The sequence below is a fragment of the Coprococcus sp. AM11-30B genome (genome assembly GCF_027674365.1).
Lineage (GTDB): Bacteria > Bacillota > Clostridia > Lachnospirales > Lachnospiraceae > Allocoprococcus > Allocoprococcus comes.
On sequence record NZ_JAQDVB010000011.1, the window covers coordinates 97318 to 116210 of the forward strand.

Annotated in this window: 18 protein-coding genes; 15 read left to right on the forward strand and 3 right to left on the reverse strand. The window is 37.1% G+C overall.

Annotated features, from left to right (window positions below):
• The first annotated feature begins 45 nt into the window (after window positions 1–45).
• The 7 genes from PGU50_RS09090 to PGU50_RS09120 all read left to right on the forward strand — a co-directional run bounded on the left by PGU50_RS09090 (window position 46) and on the right by PGU50_RS09120 (window position 10053).
• Window positions 46–438 (forward strand): PrgI family protein, encoded by a 393-nt coding sequence (locus tag PGU50_RS09090; protein ID WP_270246758.1) that lies wholly within the window; start codon window positions 46–48, stop codon window positions 436–438.
• Window positions 419–2758 carry a VirB4-like conjugal transfer ATPase, CD1110 family gene (locus PGU50_RS09095; protein WP_270246759.1) on the forward strand — a complete coding sequence of 780 codons (2340 nt, stop codon included), beginning with the start codon at window positions 419–421 and terminating at the stop codon, window positions 2756–2758. Before PGU50_RS09090 ends, PGU50_RS09095 begins: the two co-directional genes overlap by 20 nt.
• 89 nt (window positions 2759–2847) lie before the next feature.
• On the forward strand, window positions 2848–4515 hold the full coding sequence (locus PGU50_RS09100) for a DUF6075 family protein (RefSeq protein ID WP_270246760.1): 1668 nt from the start codon (window positions 2848–2850) through the stop codon (window positions 4513–4515).
• A gap of 130 nt (window positions 4516–4645) precedes the next feature.
• Window positions 4646–6757: a penicillin-binding transpeptidase domain-containing protein gene (locus PGU50_RS09105; RefSeq protein WP_270246761.1), complete on the forward strand. Its 2112-nt coding sequence runs from the start codon at window positions 4646–4648 to the stop codon at window positions 6755–6757.
• Entirely contained in the window at window positions 6708–7946 is a 1239-nt protein-coding gene (locus tag PGU50_RS09110; protein WP_270246763.1) for a DUF6070 family protein, read from the forward strand. Before PGU50_RS09105 ends, PGU50_RS09110 begins: the two co-directional genes overlap by 50 nt.
• Before the next feature lie 8 nt (window positions 7947–7954).
• On the forward strand, window positions 7955–9187 hold the full coding sequence (locus tag PGU50_RS09115; RefSeq protein WP_270246765.1) for a DUF6070 family protein: 1233 nt from the start codon (window positions 7955–7957) through the stop codon (window positions 9185–9187).
• 26 nt (window positions 9188–9213) lie between these two features.
• Window positions 9214–10053: a hypothetical protein gene (locus tag PGU50_RS09120; protein ID WP_173824657.1), complete on the forward strand. Its 840-nt coding sequence runs from the start codon at window positions 9214–9216 to the stop codon at window positions 10051–10053.
• A 100-nt stretch (window positions 10054–10153) separates the two neighbouring features.
• Here the strand turns inward: PGU50_RS09120 and PGU50_RS09125 are convergent, their stop codons facing one another.
• Window positions 10154–11953 carry a BlaR1 family beta-lactam sensor/signal transducer gene (locus tag PGU50_RS09125; protein ID WP_270246766.1) on the reverse strand — a complete coding sequence of 600 codons (1800 nt, stop codon included), beginning with the start codon at window positions 11951–11953 and terminating at the stop codon, window positions 10154–10156.
• A gap of 18 nt (window positions 11954–11971) precedes the next feature.
• The gene (locus PGU50_RS09130) at window positions 11972–12340 is read right to left on the reverse strand and encodes a BlaI/MecI/CopY family transcriptional regulator (RefSeq protein ID WP_119636673.1); all 369 of its coding nucleotides are present in this window, start codon (window positions 12338–12340) and stop codon (window positions 11972–11974) included.
• Between the two features lie 159 nt (window positions 12341–12499).
• Between PGU50_RS09130 and PGU50_RS09135 the strand changes: the two genes are divergently transcribed.
• Window positions 12500–12922, forward strand: a complete 423-nt coding sequence (locus PGU50_RS09135) for a winged helix-turn-helix domain-containing protein (RefSeq protein ID WP_270246768.1) — start codon at window positions 12500–12502, stop codon at window positions 12920–12922.
• 58 nt (window positions 12923–12980) lie between these two features.
• Window positions 12981–13322: a hypothetical protein gene (locus PGU50_RS09140; protein WP_173824653.1), complete on the forward strand. Its 342-nt coding sequence runs from the start codon at window positions 12981–12983 to the stop codon at window positions 13320–13322.
• 181 nt (window positions 13323–13503) lie between these two features.
• On the opposite strand, the gene PGU50_RS09145 is transcribed toward PGU50_RS09140, so the two are convergent.
• On the reverse strand, window positions 13504–13866 hold the full coding sequence (locus tag PGU50_RS09145; protein ID WP_006428642.1) for a helix-turn-helix domain-containing protein: 363 nt from the start codon (window positions 13864–13866) through the stop codon (window positions 13504–13506).
• A gap of 485 nt (window positions 13867–14351) precedes the next feature.
• Between PGU50_RS09145 and PGU50_RS09150 the strand changes: the two genes are divergently transcribed.
• The 6 genes from PGU50_RS09150 (at window position 14352) to PGU50_RS09175 (ending at window position 18822) form a co-directional block, all read left to right on the forward strand.
• Window positions 14352–14822: an RNA polymerase sigma factor gene (locus PGU50_RS09150; protein WP_270246769.1), complete on the forward strand. Its 471-nt coding sequence runs from the start codon at window positions 14352–14354 to the stop codon at window positions 14820–14822.
• 593 nt (window positions 14823–15415) lie between these two features.
• Window positions 15416–15937 (forward strand): type II toxin-antitoxin system PemK/MazF family toxin, encoded by a 522-nt coding sequence (locus PGU50_RS09155; RefSeq protein WP_270246770.1) that lies wholly within the window; start codon window positions 15416–15418, stop codon window positions 15935–15937.
• Between the two features lie 150 nt (window positions 15938–16087).
• Complete coding sequence (locus PGU50_RS09160; protein WP_005337954.1) at window positions 16088–16315, forward strand: helix-turn-helix domain-containing protein; 228 nt, start codon at window positions 16088–16090, stop codon at window positions 16313–16315.
• A complete protein-coding gene (locus PGU50_RS09165; RefSeq protein ID WP_270246771.1) occupies window positions 16312–17529 on the forward strand; it encodes a site-specific integrase in 1218 nt (405 codons plus the stop codon). Before PGU50_RS09160 ends, PGU50_RS09165 begins: the two co-directional genes overlap by 4 nt.
• Window positions 17530–17531: 2 nt before the next feature.
• Window positions 17532–17996 (forward strand): N-terminal phage integrase SAM-like domain-containing protein, encoded by a 465-nt coding sequence (locus tag PGU50_RS09170; RefSeq protein WP_270246772.1) that lies wholly within the window; start codon window positions 17532–17534, stop codon window positions 17994–17996.
• On the forward strand, window positions 17968–18822 hold the full coding sequence (locus PGU50_RS09175; RefSeq protein ID WP_270246773.1) for a site-specific integrase: 855 nt from the start codon (window positions 17968–17970) through the stop codon (window positions 18820–18822). The genes PGU50_RS09170 and PGU50_RS09175 overlap by 29 nt, the downstream gene beginning before the upstream one ends.
• Window positions 18823–18893: the final 71 nt, after the last annotated feature.

Below are 18893 nucleotides of genomic sequence, written 5' to 3' on the forward strand. Positions count from 1 at the left end.
GAACAGGAAAAATATAACAAATGTGCGATTTGGAGGTGTATCGTTTTGGAAGTAAAAATTAACAAGGAAATCAGGGATTACACAGAGGCAATCTTTTTCGGATTGTCCCTGAGACAGTTTATCTTTTCAGGATTAGCCTGCGGGATTGACGTTGGGCTTTATTTTTTGCTTCACCCATACATGAGTATGGAAACAGTGAGTTGGATTTGTGTACTGGGAGCTGCCCCATGTGTAGTGTTCGGGTTTGTAAAATATCATGGAATGACAGCGGAGCAGTTTATCTGGGCATGGATAAAATCAGAAATCCTGATGCCGAAAAAACTGGTGTTCCGGTCAGAAAATTTTTATTTTGATGCGGTAGAACCAGTCATTAAAAAATATGAGAAAGAAAGTATGAAGAAGGAGGGACGCAAGAAAAATGATAAAAACGCTGAGTAATATCTTCAAGCAGGATAAAGAAAAATTTGTAATTCCAAGAAGCGTACAGCAGGTAATTCCCATCGAGACCATCTGGTCTGACGGGATATTTAAAATCGGGAGAAATAAATTTGCACGTACTTATAAATTTACAGATATCAACTATGCGGTGGCAAGCAAAGTAGATAAGGAAGCCATGTTCCTGGAATATATGGACTTATTAAATTTGTTCGATTGCGGTGGAACAACAAAAATAACAATCAACAATCGCCGCTTGAATAAGGTGGATTTTGAAAAAGCAATTCTGATTCCGATGCAGGAGGACGGACTGGATTTATATCGGAAAGAGTACAACAACATGCTTTTAGATAAGGCAACCAGTTCCAACAGCATGGTGCAGGAAAAATATGTGACAGTATCCTGCTATAAGAAAACGATCGAAGAAGCCAGAACGTATTTTGCACGAGTGACAACAGAGCTGAACAGCCATTTTGCAAGATTGGGTTCCAAATGTGCAGAGGTAAATGGAGAAGATAAGTTACGGATTCTGCATGATTTTTACCGTACAGGAGAAGAATCTGGTTTCCATTTTGATATTCAGGAGAATATGAGAAAAGGACACAGCTTCAAAGATTATATCTGTCCGGATACCTTTGAATTTGAAAAAGATTATTTCCGCATGGGAGATCGTTATGGAAGGGTACTTTTTCTTCGTGAGTATGCTTCTTACATCAAAGACGATATGATAGCAGAACTGACCGACATGAATCGAAATCTGATGTTGAGTATTGATGTGATTCCGGTTCCGACTGATGAAGCAGTACAGGAAGTGGAAAAACGTCTGCTTGGTGTGGAGACAAATATCACGAACTGGCAGAGACGGCAGAATGCAAACAATAACTTTTCTGCAGTGATTCCTTATGATTTGGAACAGCAGAGAAAAGAGAGTAAAGAGTTTATGGACGATCTGACCACGAGAGATCAACGCATGATGTTTGGAATACTGACTATGGTGCATACGGCAGAATCAAAGAAACAGCTTGACGCAGATACAGAAACACTTCTGACAATTGGACGGAAAAAGTTATGCCAGTTTTCGATTCTAAAATTTCAGCAGATGGACGGACTAAATACAGCACTACCCATCGGACACCGGAAGATTCCAGCAGTCCGCACACTGACTTCGGAGAGTGTAGCAGTGTTGATGCCATTCCGGGTGCAGGAGATTATGGACGCAGGAGGTATCTATTGTGGAGAAAATGCAATCTCCCATAACTTAATCATGTGTAATAAAGAAAAACTGTTGAATCCAAACTCATTCCTTTTGGGTGTGCCGGGAAGTGGAAAATCCTTTAATGCAAAAATGCAGATTGTATTTCTGGCACTGGCAACGCAGGACGATATCCTGATTTGTGATCCAGAGCGAGAGTATGCATCATTAGTTGAAGCAATGGGCGGAGAAGTGGTTCGCATTGCTGCAGGAAGCCGGGATTATATCAATGCAATGGATATGGTAGACGGTTATGGAGATGGCGGTGATCCAGTGATTGAGAAGTCACAGTTTATTTTATCTCTGTTTGAACAGTTGGATAAAAAAGGAATCAATGCAAAGGAACGTTCTATTATTGACCGATGTGTGGGAGAAGTTTATGAGGAATATCAGCATGGCGGAGCAGTGCCGACTTTGCGGGTGCTGCGTGAAAAATTTTTAGAACAGGAAGAACCGGAAGCACAGGATTTGGCACTGGTATCAGAATTATTTACCAATGGAAGTCTGGACGCATTTGCACATGAAAGTAATGTTGATGTGAATAACCGTATCATGGTATACGACATTCTGGATTTAGGAAAGCAGCTAAAGACCATGGGACTTCTGGTTATCACTGATGCAATGCTGAACCGGGTAACGGAGAACTGGAAACAGGGAAAGCGAACCCATATTTTCTTAGACGAGTTTCATGTAGTATTTGAAAATGAGTATTCCGGAGCATTTTTTAACTCTGCATGGCGAAGATTTCGTAAGCGTAATGCATTTCCGACAGCAATTACCCAGAACGTGGAATATTTGTTAGATTCTGTTCTTGCAAGTACGATGATTTCCAACAGTGAGTATATCGTGATGCTTAATCAGGCAGAGCCGGATAGGGCAAAACTGGCAACACTTCTAAATATCTCCACAGAACAGATGGGATATATCACAAATGCAGATGCCGGTTGTGGTCTGGTGAAATACGGCAGTTCGCTTGTACCGTTCGTCAATAGATTCCCAACCAATACAAGGTTGTATAAACTGATGACCACAAAGCCGGGAGAGGACAGTATCAACCGGGGAAGAATGTAAAATTAAAAATATTTTGAATAATGAAAAGCAAGGCACTGGAAATCGTCACAATTTGTGGCGTTTTTTTAGTGCCGGAAAAGGAGGCAACTATGTCAGAAATCAGATTTTCATCAAAGGAACACGAAAAGTTTTTTTATCAGATGTTAGCAAAATGCGGAAAGCACGACAGTTATTACAGTTCATTTTTCTATTGTGTGGGAATTTCTGAAGATACCAGAAATCATGTTGACCGCATCTTTCACGAAACAGGGCATCAGGTACGTAGACAGGCAGGAAAGATTATTGAACGGAAGAAAGAGAAAGTTTCTGTTTCTTTGGCAGGCGAAGAAACAGTTTACCAGCCGAAAGAACAAATCCGACCAGTACCGCCTTCAGGCGGGGAAAAGGCACAGGAGCAGGGAAAAAAACTTGCTGTAAAAAAAATCAAGACTGTTGAACGGGATAAAAGAACCATTAAGACAGGGAAAGCATCGGAGCAGGTTGTAAAGAATACCGGAAAGGGTACCATCAAGACATCTGGAAAATCAGTCAAGACTGCAGAACAGACGGCAAAGACCAGCATTAAGACATCGGAGCAGACTGCAAATGCTTCTGTCCGGGCAATGCATTATTCTATGAAAAAAGCAGAAAAAGCAGTGCAGACAGCAAGGCAGACTGCACAGAATACCAGGATTGCAGTGAAAAAGACAGCAAAAGCGGTAACACATGCAATAAAAGCGTTGATTGAAGCTACAAAAGCATTACTGAGTGCATTGACTGCAGGTGGTTGGATTGCGGTTATGATTTTGATTATCGTCATTTTATTTGGTGGATTTCTATGCATGACAGGTGGGGATAATTCCAGTACGGTTTCTTCGGTTAGTGCAGAAGTAGAAGCATACGAACCACTAATCTGTCAGTATGCAAATCAATATGGCATTGGAGAGTATGTGGAACTAATCAAAGCCATTATGATGCAGGAATCAGGTGGGAGAGGACTTGACCCGATGCAGTGTTCAGAAGGGAGCTTTAATACAAAATACCCCAAACAGCCGAATGGAATCACTGATCCAGAGTATTCGATTTCTTGCGGAGTGCAGGAGATAAAAAGCTGTCTGGAACGTGCAGGGGTAAAAAATCCTCTGGATATGGATAATATTAAACTGGCATTGCAAAGTTACAACTATGGAAATGGATATCTGGAATGGGCGAAAGCCAGAGGTGGATATACCCTTGCAAATGCAGCAGAATTTTCTGATATGATGGCACAGAGAATGGGGTGGAGCAGTTATGGGGACAAGCAGTATGTACCGCATGTGCTTCAGTATTATGCATTTGGAAGAATCCCGACAGGCATCGGTAGTCAGGCAATCGTTCAGGTAGCAGCATCTCAGGAAGGAAAAGGCGGAACAACCTACTGGAGTTGGTATGGATTTGGAAGCCGAGTAGAGTGGTGTGCCTGCTTTGTGTCATGGTGTGCAGACCAGAGTGGTTATATCCAGAGTGGAGCTATTCCAAAATTCTCTCTTTGTTCGGACGGTGTGAAATGGTTTGAAAGTAAAGGCAGGTTCCGGGACGCCAGTTATACCCCGGCGGTAGGAGATATTATTTTCTTTGACTGGGGGAATAATGGAACGATTGACCATGTTGGAATTGTAGAGAGCGTTAGTGGTGGAACCGTAAATACCATTGAAGGCAACAGTGGGGATAAAGTAGCAAGACGGAGTTACAGTATCGGAAGCAGTAACATTTATGGATATGGTGTTCCGGCATATTAAAAGGCAGGAGAAAAAGTGTGATAGTCTAATGGTGAATCTGGAGTATACAATTCCTGAAAAAAGACTTGACTTTCAAATATTACAAGTGTAAGATTTAAGAAAATAAAAGCATTGAAAGAAAGGGGTATCTATGAAAAAAAGACGGAAAAAACAAAGCACTAAAAAATCTTACACTTGTAGGATTTGGGGATTAATAATAGCTATAACAGTAATTGCTATTTTGGGAGGTGTTTTATTAAAAAGATCAATTATGGAATCACCAGAAGACACACTGGTGGAATATATGAATCATATTGAAAAAAAGGAATATGAAGCGATGTATGCCATGATAGATTCAGGGGAGAAAGGTTATCTGGAAAAAGAAGAATATATACAACGAAATTCTAAGATATACGAAGGAATAGAGGTCACTGACATCAAAATCGATCACATAGTGATTAAAGAGAAAAAAGCAGATACAGTTACGCTTTCGTATGAATCATCATGTAATACAATTGCTGGAGCAATACAGTTTGATAATATGGTAGAACTGAAAAAAACAAAACAGGGATATAAATTAGTATGGCAGGATAGTTTGATTTTTCCAGATTTAGAGAGTGATGATAAAATAAGCGTTACTACCTCAAAAGCGGAGCGAGGAGAAATATTAGATCGGAATGGTAAAATGCTTGCAGGAAAAGGTGTAGCGACATCGGTTGGTATTATACCGGGAAAGCTGGAAGACAGGAATGTATCTCTTGAAAAAATAGCAGAGTTATTGAAGATAGACGTAGAAACAATAAATAACAAACTTACAGCAAAGTGGGTGAAAGAAGATTCTTTTGTACCAATTGAAACAATTCCAAAAGTAAAAGAAACAGATTTAATGAAAATACAGCCAGAAGAAAAGACGCTTGAGGAGCAGGAGCGTCAGAATAAACTTCTGGAAATTCCGGGGATTATGCTGTCAGATGTGGAAGTTAGATCTTATGAGTTAGGGGAAGCAGCCGCTCATTTACTTGGTTATGTACAATCTGTAACGGCAGAGGATTTGGAAAATCATCCGGGGGAAGGATATACAAACGAAAGTGTAATCGGAAGGTCTGGGTTGGAAAAAATATATGAAAAGCAATTAAAAGGAAAAGATGGTTGTGATATAAAGATTCTAGATAGCGATGGGGAAGAAAAAGAAGTTCTTGTAGGCACTTTTAAAGAAGATGGTAAAGATATAAGATTGACGATAGATTCTGACTTGCAAAAATCATTATATGAGCAGTTTAAAGAAGATCCGGGGTGCTCTGTTGCAATGAATCCTTATACGGGAGAAGTATTGGCTTTGGTCAGTACTCCATCTTATGACAATAATGAATTTATACGAGGATTATCATCAGAAAAATGGACATCATTAAATGAAGATGAAAAGAAACCTTTATATAATCGTTTCCGTCAAGTATGGTGTCCTGGTTCAACATTTAAGCCAGTTGTAGCAGGAATTGGGTTGAAAACGGAAACCATAGATCCAAAAGAGGATTTTGGAAATGAAGGTCTGGAATGGCAGAAAGATTCGTCCTGGGGATCTTATCAAGTGACAACACTTCATGAGTATGAACCGGTTATTATGAAGAATGCAATTATTTATTCTGATAATATTTACTTTGCAAAGGTTGCTCTTAAAATTGGAAGTGAAAATTTTATGAATACTTTAAATGAAATAGGCTTTAATCAGAATATACCGTTTGAGATTGCGATGCAGGAATCAACATATTCAAATACGGATAAAATAGAAACAGAAATACAACTGGCAGATAGTGGCTATGGACAAGGGCAGATTCTTGTAAATCCGTTACATTTGGCAAGTATTTATACTTCGTTTTTAAATGAAGGGAATATGGTAAAGCCGTATTTAACATACGAAGAAGAGGCTGCCGGTGAAATATGGATAGAAAATGCTTTTACCAAAGAAAATGTAGAGGAAATTATGCAAGGTGTAGAAGGTGTTGTAAATAATCCAGAAGGAACCGGATATGCGGCACATCGTGACGATATTTTACTGGCTGGAAAAACGGGGACAGCAGAGTTGAAAGCAACGAAAGAAGATACTTCTGGTAAAGAAATCGGGTGGTTTTCAGTGTTTACAGCAGAGGAAAATGTAGACAGACCAATTCTTCTCATCAGTATGGTTGAGAATGTGAAAGGAATCGGTGGAAGTGGTTATGTTGTTAGAAAAGATGCAACAGTATTGGATGAGTATTTTAAAGAATAAAAAAATTTTTACAAGAAATTATTACAAATGTAAGATTTTGACAGTGATATTGATAATTCTTATGGTTTTTACAGGATGCAGACAAGAAAGAATCACAGAAAAAGTACAAAAGAAAGAAACTGTAGAATCTGCAATGTATGCTGAAGCGAAAGAAATAGCACAAACTTTTCAGAATATCTATATACAAGAGAAGTCAGAGTTAAATACATTAAAAACGAAAAGAAAAATTATCAATTGTCTGAAAATGCAAGGATATGCGACAGTAGATCGTGATAATCAGATTGATATGGTCAACAGTGAAAAGGTAGAAAAATTTTGCAAAGCAGCGGAAAAAGAAGAACAGGCAGCAGTTGACATTATTGTCGTATTTGATGAAGGGGAAATTATACAATATCATTTAGAGTCAATGGATGGAAAGGTGGATGTTCGATTATGTCAGGTTGAATGGAAAGATAATAATCCACAGGCCGAATATTATGATGAATATGAAGCGTATGCGTGGAAATATACGGAAAAAGGATATTTGTTTATTGAAGAGTACCGTCCACCGGGATTTGATGGAGCACCGGGGGAGACTGGATTCAGAGTACAGCCATTGAATGAAACGTGCAGAGAATTGAATCGAAAATACGTTATGCCGTTGGGGTATGAACTTAATAACCTGTTGATTACAAATTGGGATAACCAGAATTATATGGAACTCGATTTTTATGACCTTTATGAAAAAATGTATTATATGAAATATGGAAAGCAAGTTCCATATGAAGCAAATTATGGTGGCGCAGAATATGAAGTTCCAGAAGATGAGTTTGAAGAGGTTTTACAGACATATTTACCATTTGACAGTACTGAGATTAAAAAGGGAACTTTTTATAACTGTGATGACAAAACTTTTAGATACAGACCGAGAGGATTGTATGATTGTGAATTTCCATATGAGCCATATCCGGAAGTTATCTCATATGAAAAATTGCACGATGGAACATTAAAACTTACGATAGAAGCAGTATGGGAAATCAGAATGTTAGATCAGGCAATCACCAGTGAATTGATGATAAAACCTATGGAAGACGGAAGTTTCCGGTATTTATCAAATAAGGTAATTAGTTCAGATCAAAATGCAAATGCAGGGTGGTATATGCCAAGGTTAACAGAAGAAGAGTGGGAAGAGAATTACAGTAATAATTAGGGGGCAATATGAAAAGAAAAAGTATTTTGTTAGTGCTTTGTATAGGAATGATTCTGACTTCCTGTGAAAGTAAGATATCGGTAAACAGCACAGATGTAAAAAATGAGAAGAATCAGAAAAACACTGTTATGGAAATTCAAGATAAGGGATATGATTTGCAAATTGATGAAAAAAAGAAAAAGGAAGTAGTGAACGATTGTGAAGAGAATATGGAGGCCATCCGAGATATTTATTCTGAATTTAATGGAATACAAGAAGCTGATCAGAATGTTGCCAGGCAAATGATGGATCGGATGAAAGAGATTATTAAACAAAATGGAAATCCGGTAAGGGGTTCAGATCATTATTCTGTTATGGAAAATTATCAGAAGATGGAAATGTTTTTGAATGCTGCCAGGCAAGAAGAAAAAGACAACGTAATTTTATATGAAATTGATATAGATGGAGGAATTACCAGAAAAGAATATACATATGATGGGGAAAACATGTTTGTTATTTCAGCAAAAATGTTGTGGAACGATGATACAGAGCCGATGCTTACCTATATTTCTCTTTCAAAAATAAAGGAATGGAAATACACAGAATATGGGAACTTTTGCTATGAAGTATGTGTACCGGAACCACCGGAAGTGACAGAAATTGTTGATGGAAGTTGTATTATCCGAGTTAGACCATTAAATGAGGAATGCCTGGAATATTCAGAAAAATATGTAGGGCCATTGGGTTATCAGGGAAACAATCTATTGTGCTCAAACTGGAATATAGAGAATATGCAAGATCTGGACTATAATGGGATTTTTGAATATCTTTATAATATGAAATACGGGGAAAAATTTAGCAATGAAACTGGAGTAGCAGGAGTTACGGCAGATGAGTTTGAAAGTGTAATTATGACATATCTTCCTGTTACCGCAGAAGAACTAAAAGAATGGGCGGTGTATGATGAACAAAGTAATACTTATGCGTGGCAACGTTTGGGATGTGGTAGTTATGCACCAACACATTTCGGATTATCATTGCCGGAAGTAATTGAAATCAAGTATAATGAAGATGGAACAGTTGTATTGACTATAAATGCAGTTTGTGATTCTGTAGTGTGTAATGATGCGGTTATTACACATGAACTTACGGTGAAATTTCAGAATGATGGATCGGTTCATTATGTTGGAAATAGGATTTTAGATAATGGAATCGATAATATACCAAAATATCAGTATCGATTAGATAAGTTGCAGGATTGATCAGCAACGAAGAAAGGTAGAAGAGAATGGAAGAACAGATAAAAAAGATTTATGAAAAGCAAAAAAATGGTCGCATCAGAATGATACGAAATGTGCTGTTGATTTATGTAGCATTGATTTGTATTGTAAGTATTTTTAAAGGGAATCCATTTCCACATCAAGAGACAGTACTCTTTTTCAATGTGAAACAGTCGGGCTGGATCACAACAGATTCCTATCTTCTATGGGGCTGTGCGGTGCTTGATCTGATTGTGGTCATGTTGATTGAAATTTGTAATATTCTCCGAGAGTTTTCAAAAATTGATCGGATGCTGTCGCAGGAATGTGATGCAGAGAAATATTTAGAAATGTTGGAGGGGATGATAAAATACGGAAAGAGTCTGGATTATAAAGGTTTTCAAAAAAATGTAGTATTGATGGCTCAACCTAAGTATATAGTTGCACTTATTGCTAATGGAGAACTACAGAAAGCAGAAGAATATACAAAGAATGAATGGAAAGGAAAAAAAGAGGGACGTTTCTGGCAGCAGGTTGTGACGAATCTTGAACTGACGAAGAAATATCAGGAGAAAGATGGAGCTGGATATTCTGATACATTAGAAAAAGCAGGAAACGTATTTCAGAATAATCCGCTGTTTATGGCAAAAAAGTTTATGCTGAAAGAGGAAGATGAGGCAGCAATAAGATTACTGGAAGATGATACAGAAAAGTTGCCATATTATGAGGTTACACGCAGACTTCTGCTTGGAGTATGTTACTACAGAGTAGGGAAAGAACAACAGGGAAAAGAATGCATGGAATATGTAATTGCCCATGGTAATACGTTGGATTGTAAAAAAGAAGCCCAAAAATATATAGGAATGTAAGTGAGGATATACCTTAAAATAATCAGATAACAATATTGAAGAGATTACGAAGAAAAAGAAAGAACTGATAACGGGAAATTATGCTATCAGTTCTCTTTATTTATTTCCAAATACCAAGATTAGAAAGTACAGATTCTGTTATTTCGGTAGCCTGACTTCCAGTTGCACCAGAAGAGGATTGAATATTTGTTGCGAAGTAGTAAGTATTATTCGCTGTTTCAATGTATCCGATAAACCAACCATTGACATCTTTACCATTGACACGTCCAGTTCCTGTTTTCCCGTAAAGAGAACCGGAAGAAGTAGTGGAAAGCAGCAGAGCTTTTTTTACTGCCTGGATATTTTTACTGTCAAAATGAAAATTATTTTGATAGAAATCCTGTAACAATTCCACCTGTTCTATGGGTGATATCTTCAGAGAGAAATCTGTCCAATAGAGATTTAGATTTGTTCCAGTATTCTGATTTCCATAGTTTATTGTCTGTAAAAATGTTCTTACGGCTTCAAAACCTGCCTGTGAATCAATTGCCTGAAAATACCAGTTTACGGAATTATGCATAGCCGAGGTTAAATCTTGATCGGCTTCCCATGAATTAAAAGGATATGGTTCTCCATTCCATGTGAAAGTGGAATGTTCTGGTGTAATAATTCCAGATTCCAAGCCAAGTAATGCATCATATATTTTATAAGTCGAATTTGGTGATACACGTGTGGAAGCATGATCCATATTATAAATATTCCATCTATCAGCAGACTGATCATATAAAACAAAACTTCCGGTGTAGTCCCCAAAATTGGAAGAAAGATTTAGCTGAGTAATATTCTTTTCGGTTGTGTCAAAATGATAGCCAGTCTGATCAGAAGCATAAACAGAAAGTATGGGAATGCATCCAATGATGATAGTAGAGACGAATATGCATATAAGATATCCACGAATTTTTTGTTTAAAAGTAGGTTGGTGGAATGATGCAATATTTAAAATGCGTCCTTTTAACTGTTTTATATTTCCACTGATTCCCATAGTAAGAGGGAATGGAGACAGAGCTATTGTTTCGGCAAAGTTAATCAGTGTATTTCCATATGACTTGTATTCTGTTTCTTTCAATAATTGTAATACAGCACTGTCGCAGGCAAGTTCCCGTTCCTGCCGTATTCTTTTTAGAAAATACCAGATTAGGGGATTGAACCAGTAGAAAACATTTACTGTATTTATCAAATATCCAATTAGAATATCTTTATGCTTGTAGTGCTGCAGTTCATGAAGAAGCATATATCGAATATCAGTTGCGCTTATAGTTCCAGCGTTAAAATCTGAAATCAGGTGAATTGGAAGATAAATGCGAGGACGTAGGAAACCAGCTAAAACAGGAGATTTCAAAAATGCTGTACTATAAATTGGGATTGTGTTCTTGATGTTCGTTTCGTTTAAACAATCTATATAAAGAGTGTTTATTACTTCGTTTTGAAGAGGTAAGGCAGAACTATGTAAGGCTTTTACTTGTTTTGCCGAACGGTAGAGAAGAACAAACATTACGAAAACACCGATGCTCCAGAAAAATACAAGTAATGAGTGAATAAAAGTTGGAATTTGGGTGTTGACCGAGACAGCAAAATCATTTATTTTATTCAAAGTATAACTATTACCAGAAAGAAAAGTGGTTTGAATGTCACCATTGGTATTTGAATTTGGCATTAGTAAATGTCCCCATGATATAGAAGATGGGGCAGACTTTATTGGAAAAAAAGGAACAATTAGAACGACAAGAAATATAATCGAAAGATTATATTGCATACGTGCGGATAATTGATTTTGTAATAATCTTTTTAATCCCAGTAAAATGCCTAAAAAAATACAGATGATGGCATTACAGAGTAAAAAATGAAAGCTAAAATATGTCAAAATATGCTCCTCCCATGATTAATGATTGGAAAGAAGATTCCGTAAGGCAGTAATGTCTTCTTCAGATAATTTATCGTCCTCAATGTAAGAGGCAAGCATAGAAGTGATATTACCATTATAATATCGCTTTAAAAAAGAATTACTTTCCTGCCGAATATATTCGTCTTCCTTGACCAATGGAGTATAGACAAAAACCCGGCTTTGTTTTTCATAGGTTAGTGCTTTTTTAGAAACGAGACGTTTAATCAATGTCTGAATTGTTTTAGGACTCCAACTGGAAATTTGTGTTAATTTTTCAGTAATTTCATTGGTGCTGATTGGTGCGTATTTCCAAACGATTTTCATAACTTCAAATTCAGCTTCTGAAATTTGAGGCAGATTGCTCATGTGATATTCCTCCAAATCTTACAAATGTAATAAAAATATTATATATCTTAAAAGGTTATTCTGTCAACGAAATAAAAACTTGACTTTAAATCTTACAGATGTAATAATAGATAAAAAATTACACTTGTAAGATTTGGAATGTGAAAGGTTTTTATAAAAATGGGAAGGGTAGTTGTTGTAACATTTGATGAAAATGAGGAAGAAAAATTAAATGAATTATTACATTTTCTGTCTGCTAAAAAATACTCTGAGATGCCTGATAAACAAAATAGGGTACTTGATTACGGAGCATTAAAAATAAATGCGGAATATCGTTCTGTAGAAAGTAATGGTGAGCTGGTTCAATTGACGAATTATGAATTTGAAATATTATATTTGCTGGCAAAAAATCCAGGACGGATATTTTCAAAGGAACAAATATATACACAGGTGTGGAAAGAACCATATTATGGGGCAGAAGATAATGTTATGGGCATAATTCGGAGAATCAGAAAAAAGATTGAGCCAGATTCTGCAAAACCAAGATACATTTTAACTGTATGGGGAATGGGATATAAATTTAATGGTGAATTGATGAAATGATGGAATATAAAATTGGGCATAATAAGTAAAGATACCAAAAATAGCAGGAGAAATTTTTATGGAAAATGATATTTGGAATGAAATATCCTCTTTTTTGAACCAGTTGCGTTGTGAGAATATAAACAGAGAAAGTTATATCTATTTCCAAGAACTTGCAAATATTCAGTTGAAGAAGAAAATGGAAAAAGAAAAGGTGAATAAACTTCTCAATCATATAAATAATGAGGACAGGGAGAAGTTGAAGCAATATGGAGAAATTTTGGAAGAAGAAGCGTTTGTGTCAGAACAAAGGGCATATTGTCAAGGATATGTAGATTGTATTCAGTTATTGGCTGGTTTAGGACTCTTGAAAAAATCGACGGATATGGAAAAAATAATTAGCGAGATGAAAAGCAATTAAGTGTGTCGTGGAGGAAAATGTAGTATTTGATAGATAAAAGGATGTTCGTAAAGAAGAAACAGTTATGTTATATCAAGTTGTAATGATATAGCATAACTGTTTTTAACATATGATAATAGTATTTATTCCACTAATTTTAAATATCGGTAATTATCAGCTATTTATCGGTATTTTACAAGTTTTATTTTGTATCATTAGTAGTGTCTACGTTAGAAATAAAAGGATTAGAATCTAGCAGAGCTGTCGTAGTTGCAAGAATTACCTGTAACTGATAATCATTGCACTGATTTAAGAGCCGAAGAATCTGATCATATGTAGAATTATTTTTATTCTGATTTGGATAAACGTAGTCATCAGCAGAAATATTTAAAGTCTGCATGGTTTTACAAAATAATTCCAGACTGGGACCGCCTTTATGGCGTTCGAGGTCTCCAAGATAAGCCGCCGATATTCCGAGTTTTTCAGCAAGAGCTTCTTGTGTTAAATGCATTTCCATACGCCCTTGTTTTACTAAAGTGGCAAATAATGTTTTTGGAATATCCATGTTTATATACCTCCATAAATTTAGTGTATTACCCTAAATTTGAAAAGTGAAAAGGGTGTAACATTAGAAAAAATACAGGGTATTACCCAATGAATGAGAAAGCATACAAATCTCTTTCGGTTAAAAAAAACAGATTCCGAAAGAGCAGTATTTGTATGCTTATTTTCTTTTCCGGAATCTAACCGGAGAAAATATGGTTCTTAGCAAGAGTTCAGCTAAAAAATTCTGTTCAACAGAAGGTATTCAATTAAAAAAATCTCAACAATTTCATTAGTAAATGTTGGAATTGAAACTAGGGTAAGAGCCAATAATGAATCCAGGGTAATAAAATATCGAATTAAATGCGTCCATAGGAGTGAAATCTGTCAGGGCGTTTTTTGTTACCTAAATATTGAGAATGAGCAATTCAAAATAAGGGCGATTGCTCGTATTCGTGCCCCGCCTACTGATCTGAATTCAAAAAAATTCAGATCGGAGGAAAGGACATGGAAGGCAGACAGCCAAAAAGAAGAAAAGATAAATACAACCCATATGAAATCTATGAGAAGGACGGAAAATATTATGTTTCATTTCATAATGGTGAAAAAGAGTACAAGGATTTGGAAATAGGAAAGAATGTATATGAAGCTTTTAATACGTTTGAATTGCAGGATGTGTCGCATATGAATGTTGTGGACAGGCATTTGGAACAGTCAGAAATCTGGGATTCCAGTTTATATGAACGGGTATTTCAGAAAGAGGAAGGTGTAGAGGATACTGTTCTGAATAAACTGGAAGCGGAACGTTTACATAGTGCAATTCAGCAGTTGTCGGAAATTCAGAGAAGACGATTGATGAAGTATTATTTTAAAGATAAGAATTATGAGCAGATTGCACAGGAAGAAGGCTGCTCTTTTCAGATGGTAGCAAAGTCTGTAAAAGCAGCAATCAGAAATTTGAAAAAGATTTTGAGATAGTGGGTTGAAAAATAGCGTTTAAGTGAGGAAACAGGTGGAAAGAGAAATATTCTGATCCGCCTGTTTCTTCTTTTGTCACGAAAAGACTGGGGAGAGGGACGAACCTTGACAAATTCATATACATTCATCAGACACATTCCTGTTGTTATCGTGATGAGCGTAAGCCACATTAACAGATACGCCATAACACAGGCTGGGTAAAGACAGCGAAATCCCACCCGTATACTTCCTTTTGGTTTCAGTTTGTATTACCTGGACTGTTGAGCGAAAAATATCTGGTTATAACTGTCAGATTGCTTCTGACAGGGCGATGACAGACAACAGGCATAATGATACTCCTGTCCGGTCATAAAGTCGTGTATACAAAATATTTCTTTGATGCCGCAACAAGTGAGGGCAGCTTCAGGAGATCCCTGGAGAGGAAAACTCCTAATCCCATATATTTATTTTAGATAAAATCCTGTGGAGCTGATTAGCAGTCAGCCGTCTGATGATTTCCCAATTACAAGTCGGGGCGTCGGGGACAAATAGGCTTGTATTTTACATATTTAGGGATAACAACAGTTAGAAAGACGAGAGGAGATAAAGCAAAGATGGAAGATAGAAACGTCAGGCGTGGGGATATTTATCACGCCGACCTTGATCCTGTATTTGGAAGTGAACAGGGCGGTTATCGTCCGGTGCTGGTGATTCAGAATAATATAGGAAATAAATACAGTCCGACAGTGATCGTGGCAGCAATTACTAGTAAAGAAAAAATGAAACTGCCGACACACATTGCAGTTCCGGAAATGGAAGGTTTGGAAAAGGATTCTGTAGTGCTGTTGGAGCAGCTTAGAACTTTAGATAAAAGACGGTTGGAAAATTATGTGTGTACCTTAGATTGTACTGAAATGGAGAAAATCAATAAAGCAATCCGAAGAAGTACCGGGATACCGAAGATAATTGAAAAACCGTTAGTCGTGAGCTTGTGTAGAGTATGTGCAGGCAATTTTTATGAGGTGCCGGGACATTATATCCGGCGGGTGAATCCGGAGCAGCGATATAAGGAATTATGTATGTTCTGCAATGTCCGGAATGGGTACGACTATTATATAGGAAGAAAGAACAAGTAACACGTAAAAGTCAAGTGTGCGATTTGAAAATTCGCACATTGGACGATGTAGACGAAAATGGATATCTTAGTGGTGTACCGTTTTTAGATGTTACACAGCTAAAAACTACCGGTAGTAAAGCGCAAAGATTAGGACGAGGAGGATAACGTCATGGCAATGATAGAGAATGAAATGGAAAAGAAAGTATATAAAGTAGAAGATGTTCAAAATTTGCTTGGGCTGGGACGCTCCAAGGCATATGAATTTATAGAAAATGTTTATTATGACAGAAAACCATTCCGGGTGTTGAAGATTGGCAGATCTTATCGTATCCCATGCAATTCTTTTGATAAGTGGCTGAATGGAGACGAGGAGAGAGAAAGAGTGAGAGCAGAATGAAACAGAAAGAAACGCAGCAAGAGACAATGTCAAAGGAAAAGAGAGTTGTCTTTTTTGAAGGAAAATCATGGTATCACAGAACCAAAGAGCTGCAGGACGATCTGACGACAAAATATGGGAAAAAAGGTGGCTTTGAAACGCCGGAAGAAGCAGAGAAAAGTTACTGGGAATATGAAAAAAGATACCAGAAGAAGCAGAGAGATCTCCAGATTGCAAAAATGCAAAAGACAGATGTGATGCTTGGGGATTATCTGGAATACTGGTTTGAAAATATTTTCAGTCCGAGAATTGAGACAACCACGAGAATGGTTGGAGCATATACCTTATATAATCTGATTCTTCCGAGTATGGAAGCGGATATCAAATTAAGGTATGTTTCAGTAGAGTATTTAGATGCTCTACTGGAACGTGTCGCGAAAATCTGTCCTTCAGCGGGAAATAAAGGGCGGGAGCTTTTGAGTATCGCCATGAAAGATGCAGCAAGAGATAAGTTCATAAGCTATAATCCAATGCCTGAGACAAAGCCATATCCGAGAGCAAAACCAAAGGTAAGGGTATTAGGCAAAGAAAAATTGAAGGTTTTTCTTGAAGCTGCGAGCAAGAATCCTTGGTATCTGGAAATTTTACTGGGACTGTTTTGTGGATTACGAAAAGGAGAAATCCTTGGATTGAAGTTTCAGGATTTTGATTTTGAAAAACAGACCGTCAGAATTAGCAGACAGCTTGTTGGAAACCTGAAACTGAAAGAAAAAGAATTTACGGTTACGGAATATGCTGTTATTGAAAGGAATCCAAAGACTGAGAACAGCTACCGGATATTGAGAGTGCCAAAAGTGGTGATGCGGGAAGTAAAACGCAGACAGCAGTTGATTGAATTGCGAAAAACTGATCTGGGCATAGAATACAAGAATTTTGATTATGTATGTTGTCAGGAAAATGGCGAACCCCGATCATTAACGGCAATGAATCAGGCACTTACGAAAATCTGTAACAGAAATGGATTGCCAAATATCACCGTACATGGACTCAGACATATGTTTGTGACCATTTTAATTGAGCTTGGAGTTCCATTGTTTAAAATATCTGGTCTGCTAGGTCATAGTTCCGTTCATACGACTTACGAATATTATTGTGAGATTATGGACGAGCAGGATAAGATTATTGCGTTTGTAAATAATACGTTTGTACCACAACAAAACGGAACGGAGGGATAGCCATGCATAAGACCTTTGATTTTAAGAAATATGTAGAATATAAGGTCTATTCGGTGACAACAATCAAAAATGGGTATGGATTTCGTGTGTTGCTGACGTTTGCAGACGAAAGTACAAAGACACAGCAACATGCGGGATTCACAACCAAAAGAGAAGCTAATGCATTTCGTGATGAAGTAATCGGACAGCTACATACTGGAACCTATATTGTGTATGGAAAAATCCGGGTAGAGGAGTTTATGATCTTCTGGTTGGAAGATATTATGCGTCCCCGAATAACAGACGACACATATACAACTTACAAAAGTGCCATTAGGAATTATATTGTTCCACAGCTTGGAAAAATGTATATGTCTACACTGAATCAGGGTTATATCAGAAAATTATATAATACAGTTGCAGAAAAACGAATCAGTTGCGAAAAATGTCAGGACGATCATGAAAACATCATTGGAGTATGCATTTAACAAAAATGTATTGGCAACTAATCCTGCGAAGGGAATCAATTTACCGAAGAAAATAAAAAAGACAGAGTATCGTGTTCTGAAAATCGACGAAAAGAAAACATTGACACTTCCGCAGGTGCTACAGTTGATTGAGGAAAGTAAAGAAACACCGATTCATATGCAGATTTTATTTGCTGTATTGATGGGGCTCAGAAGAAGTGAAATCAACGGTTTGAAATACAGTGATGTCGATTACATTCACAGGACGTTGAGAGTAGAGCGTCAGTTGGGAAAGAAGCCAAACAGTAAAGCAGAAGACTGTGCACCTAAGATGCTGACAAAGCAGGAAATTAAAACAAAAACACCTGCTGGTGTGCGTGAACTTCCAATACCGGATTATGTATTTGAAGCAATTCTGGAAGAACGGAAAACTTATGAGAAGAACCGCAGACGCAGACCAAAAGAGTTCCGGGACTGGAATTATATTTGTTGTTCTACATATGGGAATCCAAGGAGTAAAGGTTTTCATCAGAAATACTATAAAGACTTGTTGAAATCCTTGGATTTGCCTGATATTCATTTTCACCAGTTGAGAAATACCTATGCAACTATTTTGCTGAAGAATAGCTTTAATTCAAAAGGTGTTTCGCATTTATTGGGACATGCCAAGGAAATCATATCAGTAGATGTCTATGGAGATACGCAGGAAATCATAGAAGACTGTCTAGATATATTGGAACCATTTATTGAAGAAGTTATTCCAAAAGAGCGGAAAGATCAGTATTATGATTATTCAGAAGTGATTGAAATAGACTTAATCCTGGAGGAATATTTCAACGCAGCATGATAAAAAATAGAAACTTAAATGAAAAACTAAATTCCAGCTGTGGATTATCTCAGTAACTATGCGGGATTAAA

What these genes read in the sequence shown, in the direction of transcription:
- PGU50_RS09095 (WP_270246759.1), top strand. Translation starts at nt 419, where the DNA reads ATGATAAAAACGCTGAGTAATATCTTCAAGCAGGATAAAGAAAAATTT.
- PGU50_RS09100 (WP_270246760.1), top strand. Translation starts at nt 2,848, where the DNA reads ATGTCAGAAATCAGATTTTCATCAAAGGAACACGAAAAGTTTTTTTAT.
- PGU50_RS09105 (WP_270246761.1), top strand. Translation starts at nt 4,646, where the DNA reads ATGAAAAAAAGACGGAAAAAACAAAGCACTAAAAAATCTTACACTTGT.
- PGU50_RS09110 (WP_270246763.1), top strand. Translation starts at nt 6,708, where the DNA reads ATGTTGTTAGAAAAGATGCAACAGTATTGGATGAGTATTTTAAAGAAT.
- PGU50_RS09115 (WP_270246765.1), top strand. Translation starts at nt 7,955, where the DNA reads ATGAAAAGAAAAAGTATTTTGTTAGTGCTTTGTATAGGAATGATTCTG.
- PGU50_RS09120 (WP_173824657.1), top strand. Translation starts at nt 9,214, where the DNA reads ATGGAAGAACAGATAAAAAAGATTTATGAAAAGCAAAAAAATGGTCGC.
- PGU50_RS09130 (WP_119636673.1), bottom strand. Translation starts at nt 12,340, where the DNA reads ATGAGCAATCTGCCTCAAATTTCAGAAGCTGAATTTGAAGTTATGAAA.
- PGU50_RS09135 (WP_270246768.1), top strand. Translation starts at nt 12,500, where the DNA reads ATGGGAAGGGTAGTTGTTGTAACATTTGATGAAAATGAGGAAGAAAAA.
- PGU50_RS09140 (WP_173824653.1), top strand. Translation starts at nt 12,981, where the DNA reads ATGGAAAATGATATTTGGAATGAAATATCCTCTTTTTTGAACCAGTTG.
- PGU50_RS09145 (WP_006428642.1), bottom strand. Translation starts at nt 13,866, where the DNA reads ATGGATATTCCAAAAACATTATTTGCCACTTTAGTAAAACAAGGGCGT.
- PGU50_RS09150 (WP_270246769.1), top strand. Translation starts at nt 14,352, where the DNA reads ATGGAAGGCAGACAGCCAAAAAGAAGAAAAGATAAATACAACCCATAT.
- PGU50_RS09155 (WP_270246770.1), top strand. Translation starts at nt 15,416, where the DNA reads ATGGAAGATAGAAACGTCAGGCGTGGGGATATTTATCACGCCGACCTT.
- PGU50_RS09160 (WP_005337954.1), top strand. Translation starts at nt 16,088, where the DNA reads ATGGCAATGATAGAGAATGAAATGGAAAAGAAAGTATATAAAGTAGAA.
- PGU50_RS09165 (WP_270246771.1), top strand. Translation starts at nt 16,312, where the DNA reads ATGAAACAGAAAGAAACGCAGCAAGAGACAATGTCAAAGGAAAAGAGA.
- PGU50_RS09170 (WP_270246772.1), top strand. Translation starts at nt 17,532, where the DNA reads ATGCATAAGACCTTTGATTTTAAGAAATATGTAGAATATAAGGTCTAT.
- PGU50_RS09175 (WP_270246773.1), top strand. Translation starts at nt 17,968, where the DNA reads ATGAAAACATCATTGGAGTATGCATTTAACAAAAATGTATTGGCAACT.